General features: G+C 53.7%; 18 protein-coding genes and 2 pseudogenes. 15 read left to right on the plus strand and 5 right to left on the minus strand.

From position 1 onward, the window contains the following. Positions 1-151 precede the first annotated feature (151 nt). On the minus strand, positions 152-370 hold the full coding sequence (locus tag PSTEL_RS11380) for a DUF2642 domain-containing protein (protein WP_245625136.1): 219 nt from the start codon (positions 368-370) through the stop codon (positions 152-154). A gap of 273 nt (positions 371-643) precedes the next feature. Here PSTEL_RS11380 and PSTEL_RS11385 point away from each other — a divergent pair, with 273 nt between their 5' ends. Continuing rightward, positions 644-970 (plus strand): antibiotic biosynthesis monooxygenase family protein, encoded by a 327-nt coding sequence (locus tag PSTEL_RS11385; protein ID WP_038695402.1) that lies wholly within the window; start codon positions 644-646, stop codon positions 968-970. Positions 971-1,122: 152 nt separating this feature from the next. Here PSTEL_RS11385 and PSTEL_RS26945 read toward each other — a convergent pair. The 4 genes and pseudogenes from PSTEL_RS26945 to PSTEL_RS11400 form a co-directional block, all read right to left on the minus strand. Then, positions 1,123-1,360 (minus strand): annotated as a pseudogene (locus PSTEL_RS26945) (ran-binding protein 10); the annotation flags it as partial. Between the two features lie 560 nt (positions 1,361-1,920). Further along, positions 1,921-2,280, minus strand: coding sequence for a transposase (locus PSTEL_RS28430; RefSeq protein ID WP_245625137.1), 360 nt, complete (start codon positions 2,278-2,280; stop codon positions 1,921-1,923). 88 nt (positions 2,281-2,368) lie between these two features. Then, positions 2,369-2,515, minus strand: a pseudogene (locus PSTEL_RS28720) (transposase); the annotation flags it as partial. A 116-nt stretch (positions 2,516-2,631) separates the two neighbouring features. Further along, positions 2,632-4,149, minus strand: a complete 1,518-nt coding sequence (locus tag PSTEL_RS11400) for a cysteine peptidase family C39 domain-containing protein (RefSeq protein WP_156995853.1) — start codon at positions 4,147-4,149, stop codon at positions 2,632-2,634. A gap of 616 nt (positions 4,150-4,765) precedes the next feature. Between PSTEL_RS11400 and PSTEL_RS11405 the strand changes: the two genes are divergently transcribed. The 14 genes from PSTEL_RS11405 to PSTEL_RS11470 are packed head-to-tail and all read left to right on the plus strand — an operon-like array spanning position 4,766 to position 18,662. Continuing rightward, on the plus strand, positions 4,766-5,872 hold the full coding sequence (locus tag PSTEL_RS11405; protein WP_038695406.1) for a hypothetical protein: 1,107 nt from the start codon (positions 4,766-4,768) through the stop codon (positions 5,870-5,872). Next, complete coding sequence (locus PSTEL_RS11410; protein WP_052098380.1) at positions 5,866-7,101, plus strand: type III PLP-dependent enzyme; 1,236 nt, start codon at positions 5,866-5,868, stop codon at positions 7,099-7,101. The genes PSTEL_RS11405 and PSTEL_RS11410 overlap by 7 nt, the downstream gene beginning before the upstream one ends. Continuing rightward, the gene (locus PSTEL_RS11415; RefSeq protein ID WP_038695408.1) at positions 7,070-8,128 is read left to right on the plus strand and encodes a radical SAM/SPASM domain-containing protein; all 1,059 of its coding nucleotides are present in this window, start codon (positions 7,070-7,072) and stop codon (positions 8,126-8,128) included. Before PSTEL_RS11410 ends, PSTEL_RS11415 begins: the two co-directional genes overlap by 32 nt. Before the next feature lie 22 nt (positions 8,129-8,150). After that, positions 8,151-9,131, plus strand: a complete 981-nt coding sequence (locus tag PSTEL_RS11420) for a biotin synthase BioB (protein ID WP_038695410.1) — start codon at positions 8,151-8,153, stop codon at positions 9,129-9,131. An 18-nt stretch (positions 9,132-9,149) separates the two neighbouring features. Then, positions 9,150-10,202, plus strand: a complete 1,053-nt coding sequence (locus tag PSTEL_RS11425) for an ATP-grasp domain-containing protein (RefSeq protein ID WP_156995854.1) — start codon at positions 9,150-9,152, stop codon at positions 10,200-10,202. Then, the gene (locus PSTEL_RS11430) at positions 10,192-11,070 is read left to right on the plus strand and encodes an aminoglycoside phosphotransferase family protein (protein WP_038695414.1); all 879 of its coding nucleotides are present in this window, start codon (positions 10,192-10,194) and stop codon (positions 11,068-11,070) included. Before PSTEL_RS11425 ends, PSTEL_RS11430 begins: the two co-directional genes overlap by 11 nt. Further along, on the plus strand, positions 11,067-11,990 hold the full coding sequence (locus tag PSTEL_RS11435) for an NAD-dependent epimerase/dehydratase family protein (RefSeq protein WP_038695415.1): 924 nt from the start codon (positions 11,067-11,069) through the stop codon (positions 11,988-11,990). Before PSTEL_RS11430 ends, PSTEL_RS11435 begins: the two co-directional genes overlap by 4 nt. Before the next feature lie 25 nt (positions 11,991-12,015). Then, positions 12,016-13,179, plus strand: a complete 1,164-nt coding sequence (locus PSTEL_RS11440) for a nucleotidyltransferase family protein (protein ID WP_038695417.1) — start codon at positions 12,016-12,018, stop codon at positions 13,177-13,179. 38 nt (positions 13,180-13,217) lie between these two features. Next, positions 13,218-13,460 carry an acyl carrier protein gene (locus PSTEL_RS11445; protein ID WP_038695419.1) on the plus strand — a complete coding sequence of 81 codons (243 nt, stop codon included), beginning with the start codon at positions 13,218-13,220 and terminating at the stop codon, positions 13,458-13,460. A 2-nt stretch (positions 13,461-13,462) separates the two neighbouring features. Next, positions 13,463-14,623 carry a beta-ketoacyl-[acyl-carrier-protein] synthase family protein gene (locus tag PSTEL_RS11450; protein WP_052098381.1) on the plus strand — a complete coding sequence of 387 codons (1,161 nt, stop codon included), beginning with the start codon at positions 13,463-13,465 and terminating at the stop codon, positions 14,621-14,623. Further along, the gene (locus PSTEL_RS11455; protein ID WP_038695421.1) at positions 14,613-15,836 is read left to right on the plus strand and encodes a beta-ketoacyl synthase N-terminal-like domain-containing protein; all 1,224 of its coding nucleotides are present in this window, start codon (positions 14,613-14,615) and stop codon (positions 15,834-15,836) included. The genes PSTEL_RS11450 and PSTEL_RS11455 overlap by 11 nt, the downstream gene beginning before the upstream one ends. Next, positions 15,833-16,114 (plus strand): acyl carrier protein, encoded by a 282-nt coding sequence (locus PSTEL_RS11460; protein WP_052098382.1) that lies wholly within the window; start codon positions 15,833-15,835, stop codon positions 16,112-16,114. Before PSTEL_RS11455 ends, PSTEL_RS11460 begins: the two co-directional genes overlap by 4 nt. Before the next feature lie 4 nt (positions 16,115-16,118). Continuing rightward, positions 16,119-17,132, plus strand: coding sequence for an adenine nucleotide alpha hydrolase family protein (locus tag PSTEL_RS11465; protein WP_038695423.1), 1,014 nt, complete (start codon positions 16,119-16,121; stop codon positions 17,130-17,132). Positions 17,133-17,150: 18 nt separating this feature from the next. Further along, positions 17,151-18,662: a class I adenylate-forming enzyme family protein gene (locus PSTEL_RS11470; RefSeq protein WP_038695425.1), complete on the plus strand. Its 1,512-nt coding sequence runs from the start codon at positions 17,151-17,153 to the stop codon at positions 18,660-18,662. Positions 18,663-18,675: the final 13 nt, after the last annotated feature.

Below are 18,675 nucleotides of genomic sequence, written 5' to 3' on the forward strand. Positions count from 1 at the left end.
ATCCGGTAATGCTGAAAAGCCGCTTGCGATGCGCAGACGGAGAGAATTCGGCCACAAAGCTGGCGTCCGATCGGGCGTCAGCTTTGTGGCATAGAATGAGGTAAATTTTGGAAATGAGTGGGAAAATAAGAAGCCGTGCGATTGACCGGAGCTATATAGGCATGAACCAGACGATCTCGCTGATGCGCACGAAGAATCGTCTGCCATTCGTCTCCAGTACAACATGGTCCGGCTTGACCTCGATAATACAACCGTTGATCCTCCCACGAGATGTTTCCAGGACAACCGGTTTACCGATCAGACATTTTAGAGCTTCTACGACATAAGGATCAACCGGATAGACAACAACGGGGTGGGGCATATGAGACATGGGTTGCATTGAACTATTCATCGTATAGCTACCTCCCTAACGAGTATAGGGCATTCTATGCAGATGCCTAATGAATGGGCAGGGCGGCAGCCCGGTTGGTGGTTGATGCAGGGAGAGAAGAACGCCATGCTCTGACAGCCAGCTGATGTAGAAAGAGAAGGAGAAGCGGGTATAACAGGGACTTGCATTGCCCTGATTATTGACCATTGATTGATCAATTTCATTTATGGATTATACTAAATGTAAGCAACATGAGATTATGGGAGGGGACATATGAGCGAAATAGCAAATACTCCGGAGCCGCCTTATTACGCTGTCATTTTTACGTCGGAGCGAAGCGATGGAGATAACGGATATGGCGAAATGGCAGAGGAAATGGTTAGGCTTGCGGCGGCCCAACCCGGGTTTCTAGGTGTGGAAAGCGCCAGGGAAGGCGTGGGAATTACCGTATCCTACTGGGAATCGCTCGAAGCGATACATAATTGGAAGCAGAACGAACGGCATATGATAGCTCAGCAAAAAGGCATGTCCGAATGGTATCTCCGATACAAGACGAGGGTATGCAAGGTTGAGCGGGATTATGGGTTTGGGCGGGGCTAGAAAAAACATATTGTGTCTGATGTATCGGGAGTCGTGCCACGAGGTTATCTTACAGATTTCTGAGAAAATGAAGAAGCCTTGATTGCTCAAGGCTCCTTCGATCGATGACAAGGGGGAATGAACTCATATCCTATGCCATATATATGTCTGCTTCAGTCCTTAGCAGCGTACTCATTTACTTCAAACGAGAGAATGTTCTTGAAAATCACATAATCCTTACGACTGATAAAAGGGCCTTTGTTGTTATCGTGCTTATCGATAGCATAGGAAGCAGGGCCGGTGCTGGCTTCTTTTTGCTTCATACCAGGAAATAAAGCTGTTTACTTCGTCCATCGACAGGTCGAATTCCTTTTCTAAGCCGGTTGTCATGGTGATAGTAAGAATTCCCCGGCTTTCAGCTTGAGGAGTTGGACCAAATGAACCAGAGGCATTCAAAATGCGTGACTTAATTGTGTAGCTATCACCTAAATCAATGGTTAGATTTTGATTATTGAGTGTAACGCCCGTTTCTTTATCGTTATCTGTAGTTAAAAGAGTGGTTTCGCCCTCTCCCCAAAGGCTGGCGCTTAAAGTTGCAGTCTTCCCATCAACAAGTCCGCCTGGATAAGCATAGGATAAAGATGAAAAACGGAAGATTACTACCAGAAGTAAGGCCGTAATAACCGCGAGAATGCCTAGTTTCTTCTTTGATGCAATTCTCATAAATATCAGACTCCTTATAAAGTTTTTCCAAATCATCATAATAAATAGAAACAAGGATTGTCTAAACAAAAATGAGCAAATATGTAATTTTGAGTGCGTTCTTATGAGTAAATACTTCCAGAAAAAATTAGCGCGTGTCTGAAAACTCATCATTGGTCAATTTGAAAATGGCAGCTATGTATGTAAACACCAGGAATGACTTAGCCAACTTGTCGTAACGAGTCACCACACGGTGAAAGTGTTTGATTTTATTTGAAAAAGCACTCAACCAAGAGGTGTTCTTTATACCGATACCAATCGACTTTCCATGGATGCTGACTATTCGCTTTAGGCGGAATGGTGTAAGTGGCCTGTTTAGTCGTAATCCAGTTCCGAATGGCTTCTGAGCCATAGGCTTTATTGCCAAGAATATGGCTTCCTGTAATATCCGGTTCCTGGAGCAATTCGATCGCTGGAACGGAATCATGAACTTGGCCACCCGTCAGAAGAAAAGCCAGAGGGTTTCCTAATCCATCGACTACCGTATGAAGTTTGGTTGTCTTGCCGCCACGACTGACGCCGATGTGTTGATTTACTTCGTGTCCATCTGCGTTTTTTTGCACCCGCACTGTGTTGGTGGGCTTTGACCGATGTAGAATCAATGCTCAAGTTTTCAAAATCCGGTTCGATGTGAAGGGCTTGGAAGATCGCGATAAGTAGTCCGGAATCTCTCCATTTGCAGAAGCGACTATAGGCCGTTTTCCATGAACCATAACGTTCTTCCGGCAAATCTCGCCATGCCGCGCCACTTCGGGAAATCCAAAGAAAGGTATTAAACATCGTGCGATACCGTCTTTGAATCATGCTCGTTGCTCCATTCGCTTTTCTCACATCATACCAAATGATTCTTCAGTTTTCAGACATGCCCTAGTAACACAACCTCCAATCCACAAGCCGCTCTCTGTGCAGTCCGGCTGCGGTTATGAGGGCTGTAACCGGACGCCGACGTCAGAGAAGGTGAGCGTCAGGGGCTTGTAGGTTCCCCATGTTTTGCAGCCTACGCCAAGCTGATCGACCGGCTTCAGCGCGGTTGTCCGGTACACCTCCTTCACTTCGTCCCGGCTGTATCCGTAACGGAACATATACAGTCCGCCCGCATGCTCAAGCTCCAGAATGAAACGTTTGGCCGATAGGAGCACGGTGCTTGGAATATGATCGTCCCCGATTTTTTGCAGCACCAAGGACTCGCCTCTGTAGATTCCCCAGAAGAACAGCTCTCCCGTCGTGCTTCGAAGCACAATGCCGCCGTGATACTCGGTCTCCGGCTCGGTCGCATCGGCGCAGACCTCGCAGGAGAACAGCCAATTGCGGCCCTTCAGGTCCTGATTCAGCAGCGCCTTGGGTGATTCGTCGTTGATCCAGGAATTGTACAGCTTCGAATTTGCGAAATGGAACAGCAGCCGGGTTCCATGTCCGGCAATCAGCTTGTCGCGGTTATTCTCGTAGATCCACAATGAACCCCGTTCCTCTATCCAGCAGGCCGCATGATGCGAGAGCCGCTCCCGCAACTCCTGCATCATCCGGCACATGTCCGCTTCTTCCTGGAATGCCGGCACGGTGATTTCGCGCCAGGAACCGGTTTTGCCGCGCTTGAAATGGACTGCATATCGGGTAATCGCCTTCCGCCATTTCTCCGCGAGCGAGTTGACCTTGTCCTTCATGCGATTGAGATCGTCGGGATCGACACGGGAATACCGGGTCAACAGGGCGAACAATTCGGAGTAGTACACTTCCTTGTAGTTAATATGCTTCAGCAGCAAATTGGTCGACAGATCAATCGAAGGGGAAGGCGAGCTTGTCAGAGCCTCGAAGAAAGCAATCTCGACAGGAGGAGCATCGCTTCTCTGCGCAACATACAAATCCAGGCTTTCCTCGATAAAGCGCGGAATGTCGATCGCCTGCTCCGTTCTCTCCAGCGACACGATGCCGGTTTCGCTTGCGTAATTGCGCAGGTAGGACCTGTACATCTTATCTATAATAGGGTAAGGAATGACGAACTCTTCGTAGTTATGCTCATTGCTCCGCTTCTGGGTACCGTCGATTACAGAGAATAGCTCATGTTCCTTGTCATAGCCGGTAATCAGGAACATGTGCGGCCAATCAGTCGCATCGAAATGGGACGAGTAGTACAGTTCTCTGAGATTGCCGGGGACGAGTACGGGTCTTCCCGCGGCGATCTGCTCCTCAATCAAGAGAATGGGATCGCACTCCCGGAACAGGTTGAGGCGAAATCCGAGCTTCGGGAGTATTTCGCTGCAGAGATCATAGAGATCATAATCCGTAATCAGGCATTCATGAGTGGTCAGCAATTTCAGATACATGTAGAACAGGGAGGAATGGCCGCTTGCCAGTCCTTCGACGGCAATGCCGAAGGGCTTCTCGAAGCAGGTGAGATGGGTAAGCGGGTAGTCGTCGTTGCCCGGTTTAATTTTGGTCAAGATATTTCGCAAAAGAATCACGCTCCTCATATATGAATAAATATTATGAATAATGTAATGATATGCAAGGTTGAGATTATGAATCCGACCAAAAAATCAGTAATGCGGGAACGCTCGGGAGAGCAGTCTGCATGAAATCGGCCCGCTGAAATTCAATCGGTCGCAGCGCCTGCAGCCAATGGATAGCGTAAATACACACTTAAGGAAGACAACCGTAAGAAAGCGTTCACAAAATGCATACGTTTGCATTTGACTATAGTTTATCTTCATATTTCGGCATATTTCTCGTGATTTCAGGCGATTTCATGCTCTATTTTCATGCAATGCTTTGCACGAATCGTCCATTTATTTTGGATTCCATGTATTGACATATCATCTGTTGGAAGTATAATACATTACATACGCAGGAGGCAATGAACAAAAATTGAAGGTACGAAACCGTTTGGTCCCCTGAAGGAAACAAGATGAAATCGGCTTTGATCCGGCAAACTCAAATCTGCCTCTCAGTGTATATCCATGCATTTTTACTGAAAATTTTGTCGGATTGATTTGTCGGATTGATATGTGAAATTTGTAACTACCGGGCCTCCCGGCCCCTATACGTAAGGAGGGCATTGTGAAGAACGAATCCTTGGTGCTGGATTATAACCTATGCGAGACAACAATTCGCATAACATCGGATAATAATGGTGTTGGACGGGTTGTCCGCGACTATTTCTATCCCTATGTCTCCGAGGCACTTCCGGAGAACGTCCGGCCGGAGGTGACGGTCTCCATTCATTTGGACGATACGCTCTTTCAACGGCTTCAAGACAATTACAATACCAGAATCAACGAATGGGTCATTTCGTTGTGCCGGACGGAGAAGGGCACTTACCGTCTGATCGAGTATGAGTATCAAGAAGAAGGACGCCTGCTGAAGGCCCAGAAGACTGATTTCATCGTGATCGAGAAGGGCGGCGAGTACGAGGTCTTCGTGAAATCCGATTATTTGTCAAACGGCAAGCCGAACGACGATCTGTACCATCTGTTCGAGCACGTAATCAGCAAGAAAGCAGCCGCCAAGGGCTATATCCTGCTGCATGCCTCGTCGGTCGCCATCTGCGGCAAGGCCTTTCTTTTTATCGGGAAGAAACGCACAGGCAAGACCACAACATTCTTCGAGGCCTGCATCCGGAACGGAGCCGTGCCCCTCTCGGTGGACAAGACCTATGTGAAAGCTGTAGGATCCGGGCTGCTCATGGCCTGCCATCCGTCGCCGCTCCGGGTTCTGGCGGGCACGCTGAGAAAATATGAAGGCGGTTTCATTGACATCGTGCCGGAGCAGTACCGCTGCGCTTCATCCGAAGAACTGTGGAAGGGCAACGGCGACGGCAAAGTGAGGATGGGTCTTCACCGCCTGGAGGAGTTCATCGGACGGAGAGCGGCAACGTCGGCTTCCGTCGCTTGCCTGGTATTCCCCTATATCCATTATGACCGTCCGGACCGGTTGACGCCGTTAACCGACCCTGACCACATCGCCGTCGCTCTGAGAGAGAACCTGTTCACTCCGCATAATCCGGAAGAGGATTGGTGGTCGCGTATCGGCCTGGAAGAGATTGACCGCATCGCCGAAATGACGGACCGGACAATACTCAGAATGTCGGCCGCCCGTTCCTATCGGCTCGAATCGGCGGACGCCATCAGTTTGCTTATCAGCGAGGCCGCGTCGGAGATATGTTGAACACCTTATACGTTCAGAACTATTCGGTGAAGGACGAGCTGTACCGTGACATTTGCTCATGGGTGAGCCGGAGCGCGCGGGGGGCGGTGCTGCTCTACGATTTGAATAAAGTCGGGGCGCTGTATGAGGCGCTGACTGTTATGCTTCCCGGGGTGAGGAATCTCTTCGCGGTCAAATCGGCGCCTTGTCCCGAGCTGCTGACCTTTCTCGATTCATTGGGCTGCGGGTTCGAGATTGCGGGCGAGGGCGAGTTGGCATTGCTGCAAAGGCTTGGAATCGGCACATCGGCCTGCCTGTTCACGAATCCGATCAATAGCCCGGAGCTTATCGAACGATGCATCCGAAGCGGTGTGAAGACCTTCGTGGCGGACAATCTCTTCGAGCTTCACAAGTATGAGCCGTACCGCGGGCAATGCGAGCTGGTGATCCGGATCGCCATACGCAACCATGCGACCAGGATGGACCTCTCCAAGAAGTTCGGCTGCGCGCCGGAAGAGGCGTCCGCCCTACTGGAAGCTGCCGGAAGCCGCGGCCTTACCGTCAAGGGCCTAAGCTTCCATGTCGGGTCCAATGTGACCTCTTCCGAGAAGTATGTCTATGCGCTGAATGTATGCCATGAGCTGATCCGCGAGCAGCGGCATCACGATCTTCGGTTGCTGGACATCGGGGGCGGATTCCCGATATTTACCGATGAATCGCCGGAGGACATGACGGAGTTCTTCGCTCCCGTCAGGGAAGCGCTGGCCCGGTTCGAAGGGATGGACATCGTATCGGAGCCGGGAAGATTCCTGTCCGGGCCCGGAGGCATTCTCGCAGTGAGGGTAATGGGCAAAAATGTGAAGAACGGCAAGCGGTGGTACTACCTGAATGAAGGGGTGTACGGCGCCTTCTCGGGCAAGGTATTCGATTATGCCAGCTATCCGGTCTCGGTCTTCGGATCGGGGGAGGAACGGATCTATGAAAGCGTGCTGGCGGGCCCCACCTGCGACAGCTTCGACATTATCGAAGAGGATATTTTGTTGCCGGAGCTTGAGATCGGAGATGTGCTGCTGGTTCATAATATCGGAGCCTACTCCTGTGCGTCGATGACCGGATTCAACGGCGTTGAGCCATGCACAGTACGGGCCAGCGATGATCCGGACAACCCTGTCATCAGGCATTCCCGTAAGGATACACCCATTATGAGGAGGATTTACAGTGAGCAACTACATGCACGTAGAGGATTATGACGATTACAAGTATATTTTCGTAGAGACCACGGCCAATTGCAACCTGAGATGCACATATTGCTACTATCACAAGGAAGAGAAGCTGCCGGAATATCGGATTGAAGACCTGGTGCAGAGCTTCAGCCGGATCGGCAAGCTCATTGTCTGCTTCCTCGGCGGGGAGCCCTTCAAAAACTCCAGGTACATGGAACAGATTATGAGCGACGAGACGCTGAACCGGAATCAGATGCTCTACGCCAGCGTGACCAATGGCACCCAGTTCCGGAATATGGACCCTGAATTTCTGGGCAGGTTCACCTTCCACCACTTGTCCACCGACGGGGTAGGCGAGCACCACGACGAGTTCAGGGGCAAAGGTGTCTACGATCAAGTTATCGATAATATCAAGTATCTGCGGCAGTATTCCGATGCGGGGGTTGTCGCCAGAATGACTATTTCTTCGCCGGATCAGATTCTGGATATTCCCGAGATGTCCAAGCATTTCGATGCCGTATACTGGCAGCTTAACAATACGCGAACCCAGTTGTCCGATACGTTCATCGCCAAATACAACGAGAACCTCGGAACGCTGTTCCAGTATTGGAAGGAGCATCTATATGACATGAAGCATTTCACCATCGCCCCCTTCATCGGAATGTGCCATCTCATTCTGACCGGCGGCATGGAGAAGCCCGATCTGATCTGCGGCGCGGGCAGCAAGAATCTGAACATCAGCATCAGCGGCGATGTGTACCCTTGTCCGGAGAGCTCGCACCGGCTGTCGGAGAAAGAGAGAATCGGCACGGTCGATAACTTTGATTTCAAACCATATCCGCTCAAGAACCGATGTCTGGAATGCGATATCGTCAAGTTCTGCGGCGGAAGATGCGCGATGACGGACGACGATCTGTATTGCGACGGCGTGAAAGAGCTCTATCGGCTCTCCGCGGACTATATTGCCGGACTGGATGCACAGGAGATCGAGAAATTGAAGGAGCTTATCGACTATCAGAAAGGGCTGGCCTATACGGCGGAGATTATTCCCTGAACCAGGAAGGCGGGTAAGGCAAGTGAATAAATGGTTAACCGGCATTGCGGAAGCCCGGGACCCGCAGATGCGCGAGGCGCTGGACAGCAGGCTGCACAAGCAGCAAGAACTGTTCGCGGCCGCATCAACGAAGAGAGATTCTACAATCGGCAACAAGCTGCTGGTCAGAGGAAGCCTGGAATATTCCAATATATGTGCGAATTCCTGTTCATTCTGCGGAATGACGGTCAGGAACCGTGAATTGAACCGGTACACCGTATCGGAGAGCGATGCCAGGAAGGCGATATCCCTGATGGCCCGAATGGGCATCAAGCAGCTTCATATCGTGTCGGGCGAAGACCGGAGCCAGCCGATCCGGCCGGTCGTCGAAATGATTCAATACGCCGGAGAACTGGGCATCCATACAACCGTTGTGCTGGGGGAGAGACTGGAACGGGAATACAGGGAACTGTACGACGCCGGCGCCTCCAGGTATATCCTGAAGATCGAAACGTCGAACCCCGAAGTATATTACCGGAGCAAGGGAAGGAAGTCGCTCAAAGACCGGATCGACCACTTGATGAGGCTGCGGGACATCGGCTTCAAGATCGGGACGGGTGTCATTGTGGGCTTGCCAGGCACCACTCTTGAGGATGTTGTGAATGACATCAAGCTAATCAGGGAGATTGACCCCGATATGGCGAGCGTCAGCGTATTCAGCCCTAACAAGCAGTCCGATTACAGGGACTATCCTCCGGGCGATGTTGACATCGCTCTGAATCTGATCGCGTTGCTGAGGCTTGTTCTGCGGGATGATGTACTGATCCCCATTGGCACTTCCTTCGCGCAGCGGCAAGCGGAAGGCTTGCTTGCAGGGGCCAATGTGGTATCCCACCACAGCACGCCCGAGCAGCATATCGACGACTTCTCGGCATACCGGGCAAGCTCCAGACTGAAGACGGGCTATGACCGGATCGTGTCATTGGCCGACTCTGCGAATATGGCGGTATCGGAATATATTTAATTCAGGGTTCGGAGGCATATGATGCGGAAAAAGACGGTATTAGTGGTAAATGCGGGCGATGTCACCGGGATCAATTTCTGTCGCTCTTTACAGGAAACGAAGGACTTCCACATCATCGGCGTCGAGTCCGGCCGGGAGGATTATTTCATGATCGCGGCGGATCAGAAGTATCTGGTTCCGGCCTGGGACGACCCTTCGTACATCAGCGTTCTGAACCGGATCATCGAACGGCATGATGTGGACTTGCTGTATGCGGCGGATACGGGCAATGAGCTGTTGACCATCGCAAAGAACCGGCATCGGATCAAATGCAGAACGTTCCTGCCCGCCCAGGAAGATATTGAGGTCACGGAAGATAAATGGGCCACGTACAACAGGCTGAAGGCTTCGGGCGTTCCGGTTCCGGCAACCGTGCTGGTGGATTCCGAATCCGTACTGGAGGACTTCATTTTACAATACCGCGAGGTGTGGTTAAGAAGAATCTATGGAAGCGGAGGCGCCTGCTCGCTCCCTACAGACAGCTTCGAGCTAGCGGTGAACTGGGTGCGGCATCATGACGGCTGGGGCAAGTTCATCGTGTCGGAGAAGCTGTCCAAGAGGACGGGAACCTGGATCGGGGTATGGCTCGAGGGAGAGCTTCAGGTATGCCAACTGCGCGAGCGGCTGTACTGGAAATACGCGAACCTTGCTCCTTCGGGAGTAACTGGGATCACGGGGGACCAGAAGACCTTCTGGGACGAGAACTTGCATGAGCTGGCGATGAAATGCGTAAGATCGACCGTGAAGAAACCACACGGCATTATGTGCGTCGATTTCACCTGGGGGTTCGACGGCGTTCCGTATCCGACCGAAATCCAGGCGAGCCGGTTCTATTCCTCGATCTACTTCCTGACTAGGTCCGGCCTCAACCTCGCGGAAATATATTGCAATCTTGCGCTTGGCGGGAGCCGGTACGAGCAGCCTGTAATCAATCCGATCCGGGAGGAGTTCCACTGGATCAAGAGCGTGGATTGTACGCCGGTGCTGCTTACGAAGAGCGAGTACGACGGGGTCTCGCGTTATGGGAGTTAGCTCCCGTCAAGCGCTTGCGGATCTGATCGGCACATCCGGGCATATCATCGTCAGGGGGCCGCTAAACCATGCGTACCGGGTCGAATCGGGCCGTGATAAATGGTTCGTCCGGAAACGGATCATCGCCGACGGGGAATACAGCCAGACATTCGCGGCGGAGCGGTGGGTATACCCGAGCGTAAGCCATCTGGTGAACGTTCCGAGGCTGCATCAAGTGCTTCCGTCGCCGAACGGGCAGGGTGCCTGCGCGATATTCGACTATATCGACCATATCCCGATCGACTGGAGCCGGAAGGAGGTCATCGTCAAGCTCGCGGAAGCGCTGGCGCATATTCACAGTGTGGCGAGCGATTGCGTCGGCTATGTCGGAAGCGCCGGACCGGCGGCCGATTACGACGGAGCCATGAAGAGTTTGCTGCATACGGAACTGGAACGTTTCCATTGCCCGAATCCGGGCATTACCGCTCTGCTCTCCGGATATAGCGAGTATGCAGATCGGCATGTTGTGTTCAACCCGGAGGACAATTGCTTGTGTCACGGAGACGTTCACCAGGGGAACTTTCTGCTGGACCACGCCGGGAAGCTGTGGGTGATCGACTGGGAGGCCGCGCGCTTCAGGGCGGCAGCCTCCGATTTCAACCAGGCCCATTACCGCTGGCTGTCCGAGGACCGGCAGGACCTGCTGCTGGAGACGTATTGCAAGCTGACGGGCAAGGACAAGGAAGCGTTCATGCGCGGTGTGGTGTTCTTCCGGGTTCTGTGGCATGTACGAACCTATAATTTCTACACCCGGGTCAAGAAAGAGCCGGAAGCGGATCATACCGATCAATTGACCGCGATTCAGGATATGTTGGGGAGGATGTTATGAGAATACTGGTGCTTGGCGGTTCCTATTTTATCGGTCTGGCGATCGTGGAGAAGCTGAAGGAGCTTGGAGAGGTTACGGTCCTCAACCGGGGAACGCGGCCAATCCCGCTGCCGGGAATCCGGTCGATCCGGTGCGACAGAAGAGACGCCGCGGGACTTGAGAGCCGATTGACGGAGGAATACGATGTCGTCGTGGATATTTCGGCTCTGGAGCCCAAGGATATCGAGTGCGTGCTGCGGGCGCTGAAGAAGAAGCCGGACAAGTATGTGTTCATCAGCTCTGCGGCTATCTACAACCGGGAGCTGTCTCCGCTTCCCTTTGCCGAAGAAGCGCCCGGAGGCGGCGATCCGATCTGGGAAGATTACGGCACTCTCAAGTATGAGTGCGAGCAGATGCTCTCCGCTTACAGCCTGCCGAAGCTCTTCATGATCCGTCCGCCGTATGTATACGGCCCCCATAATTACAATGAGCGGGAACAGTTCATCTGGGCCCGGCTTCTACATAACCGGCCTGTGTTTGTGCCGGGAGACGGCGAGACGCTTGTTCAGTTCTGTTATGTTCATGACCTGGCCGATTTCGTCGGGGATATTGTCCGGAACGATCGGATCGAAGAGGGCGCATACAATATCGGCGAGAGCGCCTATTACTCCTTCAACGATTACATTCGGATTCTGGGCGAAATCTCAGGAACGGTCCCCCGGCTGGAGTATGTGCGGAACACGGAGGTCCGGGCAAGAGCGTATTTTCCATTCCGCCACAATCACTTCTTCCTGGATGTCGGCAAGTTCAAGCAGATTCCGGGGTTCAGGGAGACGAAGCTGCAAGACGGCTTGAGGCTGACCTACGACTGGTTCAAGACGAATGGTTCGTTCGAGTACACGCCGACGGAGACAGAGGCGGAGTGGACGGCGCGCGGATGAAGGATACGATACAAGGAGGGCAGCCATGAAGACGGAATACGGGCTGATTCTTGAAATGTGCCGGGACCGGACGGATATCGAGGTTCAGCTTGACAAGGACGAATTGCGCAAGCTGGATTGGGCCGATGCCTTATGGTTCATGAGCCTGAACAAGATCGACTGCATGTTCGCCAGGAAGACGATCAACGGCATGAGCTGGAGCGAGATCAACAAGATTGTCGCGAGAGATTTAAGATGCAAGTATCTGGCGACCCATTACCGCAACTCCCTGGTGTACCGCAGAATTATCCCCGAGATTGTGCAGATCTTCGAGTCTCTATCCGTCGATTTCGCCATGTCCAAAGGGGTTGTGCATGCAAGCCGGCTGTACGGCAGCATCGGCGAAAGGTATTTCGGCGACATCGACTTGATGGTAAGGAAGAAGGACCTCAAGCGGATCAAGGAGGCTTTTGTCCTGGCGGGTTATACAAGCGGCGAGTACAGCTTCAGCAAGGGTGTTATCCTTGAAGCGACGCCGGAGGCGGTCAAATTCTATGAAATGACGACGCATCAGACGTTCCCGTTCAGCAAGGTCTTCGATGATCCCGTAACTGATTTCATCGAGATTGATCTGAACTTCGGGCTTGGCCCCGATCGGAATATGAAGGATGCGGGACTGACGGACAGGCTGCTTGCGCGTAGAACGATGATCCAATGCGGGGACGCGGCGTTCCCCGGCCTGTCCAGGGAAGATTTGGTGCTGCATTGCTGTCTCGAGATATTCAGGGATACGACGGCGGTCTTTCACATCAAGGATCAGGACGATCTGAAGCTGTATCAATTCGTCGAATTGAGCCGGATGATTGCGAATTGGGCCGGCGAACTGGATTGGCCGTACATGACCTCTACCGCTACGGAGTTCGGTCTGGACAAGCCTGTCTATTACGCGCTGTATTATTGCGGCCAGGTCTTCCCGGACATCGGACCGTTAACGGAAGAGTTCCTGCGTTCCATCGAGCCTGAAGACAAGTCCTATCTGAATCAATATGGCGCGGAGAACAAGCAGGGAGCCGAATGGGAAATGCCCTTCATCGAGAGAATCTTCAATAAGGACCGGTATGAGCTGATTAGACAGACTGTCGAGACGGGAGATTTCGGGGCATTCAAGAAGCGGGAGGATTTTGCGTCTAAAAATTTCCAGCCCAAATAATCCGGACGAGTGTCTGTCCTTAGCGGAGGTGTGAAGGCATGAGCGGTAACGTTGACAAGATTATGGCTATAATCAGCGAAGCAAGCGGCATCGCGTTGGATGAATTGGGACCCGGAACTCCGATTGGAGATGCAGGGATTAATTCCATTACGTTCATTGAAATTGTAGTGAAGCTCGAGCAGGAGCTGGATATTGAACTGGACGATGAGGCGCTGGACCTGTCCCGGTATGAGGTGGTCTCGGATCTGCTTCGGGCCCTTGATGAAGAAGTAGGGGTCTAGCCATGGAGACAGGAGCGGGAGCGGTAATTACCGGATATGACCTGTGTACGGTGGCAGGCCATTCCCTGGAAGCCAATGTAGCCTCTCTGAGAGCCGGAGCCGGCTGCACCTCCGGCCCGGAACGCGGCTGGAACACGCTGGAGTACGATTACGGGAATCCATCCGGGGTCGCGGACCTCATCCGTGACTGCGTGCTTGGAGCCCTGGAGCTTGCCGGATGGACGCGGCAGGACGTAGTCTCGCTGACTGCAAGCGGGTCAAGGGTAAGCCTCATATTCGGCTCCAACTTCTTCGAGACGGGGCAATGGGAGCAGGGCGGCCGGAGCGGCAGCCTGTTATGGGCGTGCAATTCTGCGATTCACAGACTGACGGCAGAGCTTGCGATCAATGGGGTCTCGCTTAACGCTTCCACGGCGTGCTCTTCCGGTGCCAGCGCGGAAGTGCTGGCCTGCCAACTGATCGAGGCGGGCGAATCCGGGCTGGTCATTGTGTGCGGGTATGATGTGCGGACTGTAATTCCCGAGAATGGCATGCGCGTGATCGGCGCGTTGTCGAAGGACCGGATACAACCGTTCGCCTTGAACCGGTCCGGCACCGAGCTGGCGGACGGCGTCGGGGTTCTGGTGCTGGAGAGCAGGGAATGGGCCGAGAGAAGAAGCGCGGTTGTCTATGCCTCTGTCGCAGGTTATGGAATCCGCAGCGACGCTTACAATATTTCCGCTCCCGATCCGGAAGGCGCCGCGCTGGAGAAGGCCATGAGGTCGGCCATTGCGATGTCCGGCATAGACCCGGACCAAGTCGGGTACATCAATGCCCACGGTTCGGGCACGCCGCTGAATGACGAGCTAGAGACGAGGATCATCCGGAAGGTGTTCGGCGGACATGCCGGCAAGCTGCTGATTAATTCCTCCAAGTCCATCATCGGGCATACGCTGGGCGCCGCCGGGGTCATAGAATCGGTTATCACGGTTCTGGCGCTGGTCCACGGTCGGGTTCATGCAACCGCCAACTATACGGATGCCGATCCGGATTGTGATCTGAATTACTGCACGAGCGGATATGTCGATATGGACCTTCGGTTCGCCATGTCGAACTCCATCGGCTTCGGCGGGACGAATGTCTGTATCGTCTTCGAGAAGGGCGGGCCTTGCGATGAAGCATAGGTATGTCATTACGGGCCTCGGCCAAGTATCGTCCATGGGCAACGATATGAGCGAGATGAGAAGCGGCTTCAGCGGGGACAAAACCGGCTTTGCGGTTGAGCACCGCGGGGAGAGCGCATACCCCGTCGCGAAGGCAACGGGATTCGATTTCTACAAGCTGGGATTTCAGTTGAAGACGTATGCCGATCGGGTAAGCCAGCTATGCGCCTGTGCGGCAAGGCAGGCCATAGGACATTCGGAGCTGGAACTGGAGGAGGACGATGCCGATGCGGCTGGAAGAGGTCTTCTTACCGCCTCCCAGTTCGGCTGTCTGGATTCCGCCTCCCGGTACTTGCATCAGCTCAAGACGCTGAAGAAATCGAGGTTCGCAAGCCCGCTCTATTTCATGCATTCGATCTGCAATATGCCTAATTCCATAACTGCCACGGAGCTTCGGCTTAAGGGTGTCTCGAATCATCTGGCCGGGTCGTCCGAGTCTGGACTGATGACGCTCTGGCAGGGCATCCGGTTCATGGAGTCCGGCCAGTCGGAATATGTGATTGCGGGCGGGGCGGACGGCATATCGGATGAACTGATCGGACAGCTTCATAGTCTCGGTCTCCTCGGGACTGGACCGGAGCCCGCGCGCTGGAGGGGACCGTTCGATCAGGAACGCAAGCATGCGGTGTGGGGCGAGGCGGCGGCGTTTGTCCGAATGGAGAAGGAAGAAACGGCGCTTCGCGGCGGCAAGCGGGTGTACGGAGTGGTGAAAGGGATCGGAATGGCGACTTCAGCTTCCGGCCGGAGCCGGGCGCGCGCAATTGAAGAGGCGATGAGAGCCGCGATTGAGCGAAGCGGAATCCGTCCAGGCAGCCTGTCCTTTGTCGCAGCCAACGCCAACGGGACTATGACGGCGGATTGGCTGGAGGCAGCCGCCATTGAGGCAGTTTGCGGACCGGATACCCCGGTGTATGCTCCAAAATCTTATTTCGGCGAAACCTCTTCCGCGGCGGGGCTGCTTGGCATCGTCTCCGTTCTCGCACTGACCGGGGAGCGGCTGCCGGTCAATCGGCATACGTATGAGCCCGATCGCAGAATCGCCCTGAACGTGGGATACGGAGACAGGGAGAAAGTGTGCATCCGTCCGGGCGATCATTTCATCGTTAACGGGTATAACCGCGGCGGAGTGTCGGTATCTGTTTGTATTGAAGTGTACGGAGGTGGTTCGCGGTGACAATTCTTACCGAAGAACAGAATGAAATTATGCTGACTGTGAAAGGCCATTTGCTCAATCATGTATTGTTCGGCTACGCCGAGGAAGATCTGGACCCGGATTCGTCGTTTCTGGAACTCGGAATTCTGGATTCAACAGGAATTATGGAGCTGGTATCCATGATCGAGAGCCACTTCGACGTGGAGGTGCTGGATTCGGAGATTATTCCAGAGAATCTTGATTCCCTCCGCTGCATCTCCGCGTTTGTCTGGGGCAAACAACACCGGGACCGGGGGTGATCGGATGAATGTATGCAAAAGATGCGTACTGAACGATAACATCGCCTCTGTCCGGATCAATGAGGAAGGCGTGTGCAATTACTGCGAGCGGGAGAATAGCGCGAATCACGGCGCTACATCGCCCGATTACGCGCGAAAGAGCCGTCTGCTTGCAGAGGCTGCCGATTCCTTCAGGGATCGCGACTACCAGGTTCTGCTTGCGTACAGCGGAGGCAAGGACAGCACGTATGCGCTCCATATGCTGCGCAAGCAATATGGATTCTCGGTGCTGGCGGTCACATTCGACAACGGGTTCCTGAACGACCAATGCCGCCGGAACATGCATGCGGCGACAACGGCTCTTGATGTCGATCATCTCGTCATCAAGCCGTCATTCGCCAACTTGGCCAAGGTGTTCGACGCGGCGGGCAAGCTGGATATTTTCCCCGGGAAAGCACTGGAACGGGCAAGCTCGATCTGTACGGCATGCATCGGTCTGATTAAATCGGCCATCTACAAGGAAGCGATGCTAAGGCGGATTCCGTATATTTCCTTCGGCTGGACTCCCGGGCAAGTTCTCCCGAAATCATCGGTTGTCCGGCTGGACCGCAGCATGATTCTGGCGAATCAAAGGCAGATCAAGGAGCCGCTTGTCCGCCTCTTCGGGCTTGGGATGGGCAAATATTTCATTGATGACGACTGGATGGAAGAGAGACAAGCGGATATTCCCGCCCAGATTTATCCACTTGTCTTCGGTCTGTACGACGAGGAACTTATACTGGATACAATCCGGACGATCGGGTGGAGGAAGCCCGAGGATACGGACACGAACAGCACCAATTGTCTTCTCAATGCTTACGCGAACGATATCCATATGAAGCGATACGGATTCAATCCGTACAGTCTGGAGATCGCGGCTCTCGTCCGAAGCGGGTCGATGACCCGGGAGGAAGGGATGCGCAGGCTAATGAAGCCGGGAGATGAGCGCATCATTGGCGAGGTGAAGCAGGTAATCGGGCAAGCATGCAATCCAAATTGAAAACGCCGGGGGATGGAGATGGGTACAATTTTTGCGTTCTTGGCGGATCGCGCAAGCGGGCAACCGGACCGCACCTATATCGAAGAGCATCATCGCAGCTGGAGTTATCGGGAGGTGTTCGATCTGGCAACCGGCCTGGCTGGCCATCTGGCCCGGCTCGGGATCGGTGAAGACGACAGAGTCTTGCTATGGATGGACAATTCGGCCGAGTACATCATCGCCTACTTTGCGGTGCTGCGCGCCGGGGCGATCGCCGTTCCGGTCAGCCCCGCCGCAAGCGGCGAGCATCTGCGGTTCATTCTGGATGATGTAGCCCCCAAGGCGATTCTCACTCATGCAAGAAGCGCGGGAAGAGTGAGCGGACCGGCAAGCGAACGGCATGCGGTGGTCTTGCCAGTTGACGAATGGGTGAAGGCTGCAACCGCAGCGCAAAGACATATGCCGGCTGCGGCAGGTCTTCCTTCCGCCGAGCCTGAACGGGTGGCGCTAATTCTGTACACCTCGGGCACAACCCGAAACCCGAAGGGCGTCATGCTGACGCACCGCAACCTGGAGGCCAATACGGAATCGATACTGGCTTATCTCCCCATACAGCCGGAAGACTCGCTGCTGGTTGCCATTCCTTTCTACTATGCTTACGGCAATTCTCTGATTCTGACGCAGACGAAGGCGGGCGGGACGTTATACCTGGACAACCGGGCGGCTTTTCCGGTGAAGATTCTGGAGCGACTGCGGGACGGGAACATGAGCGGCTTCTCGACTGTCGGCTCGTATCTGCATCTTCTTCTGAAGCAGGATACGGTATCCGATCTTGATTTTGCCGGACTCAAGTATCTGACTGTTGCGGGGGAAGCCTGCTCTGCCGAGGATGTGGACAGATTGAGCGCTCTGGCGCCCGGTCTCAGCATCTATATGATGTACGGCCAGACCGAGGCTGCGGCGAGATTAAGCTATCTGGAGCCACCCTTGCTGCCGCTGAAGAGAGGCTCGATCGGAAGAGCGATTCCCGGAGTCGAGCTTCGGGTGGTGAACGATGACGGGATGGAGGTCCGGCCCGGCGAGATTGGCGAGATTATCGCTTCCGGCCCCAATATTATGAAGGGGTACTGGAACAACCGGATCGAGACAGAGGCGGCGGTCAGGGACGGGTGGCTGCACACCGGGGATCTCGCAACAGCCGATTCCGAAGGGTTCCTGTATATAAAAGGAAGAAAGAATGACATCATTAAATATTTGGGCCACCGAATCAGTCCCCTCGAAGTGGAGACGGCGATCAATCAATGTGAAGGCGTATTGGAGTGCGCGGTCGTCGAATCGGAGATTCATCAAGAGAAACAAATTGTAGCTTATGTGGTCCGTCAGGACGAGAACTGCGACGAGAACAGAATCGACCGAACTGTGCGAAAGATTTTGCCTCCTTATAAAAGACCCCATGCCTACCGGTTCATCGGTTCGCTGCCGCGCACCGCAAACGGTAAGATCAAGCGAAGCGAATTAAGAAGCTCTGAGGTTCATCCAAACTACCAGTAACGGAGACAAGGGA

It is taken from the genome of Paenibacillus stellifer, assembly GCF_000758685.1.
Lineage (GTDB): Bacteria > Bacillota > Bacilli > Paenibacillales > Paenibacillaceae > Paenibacillus_AQ > Paenibacillus_AQ stellifer.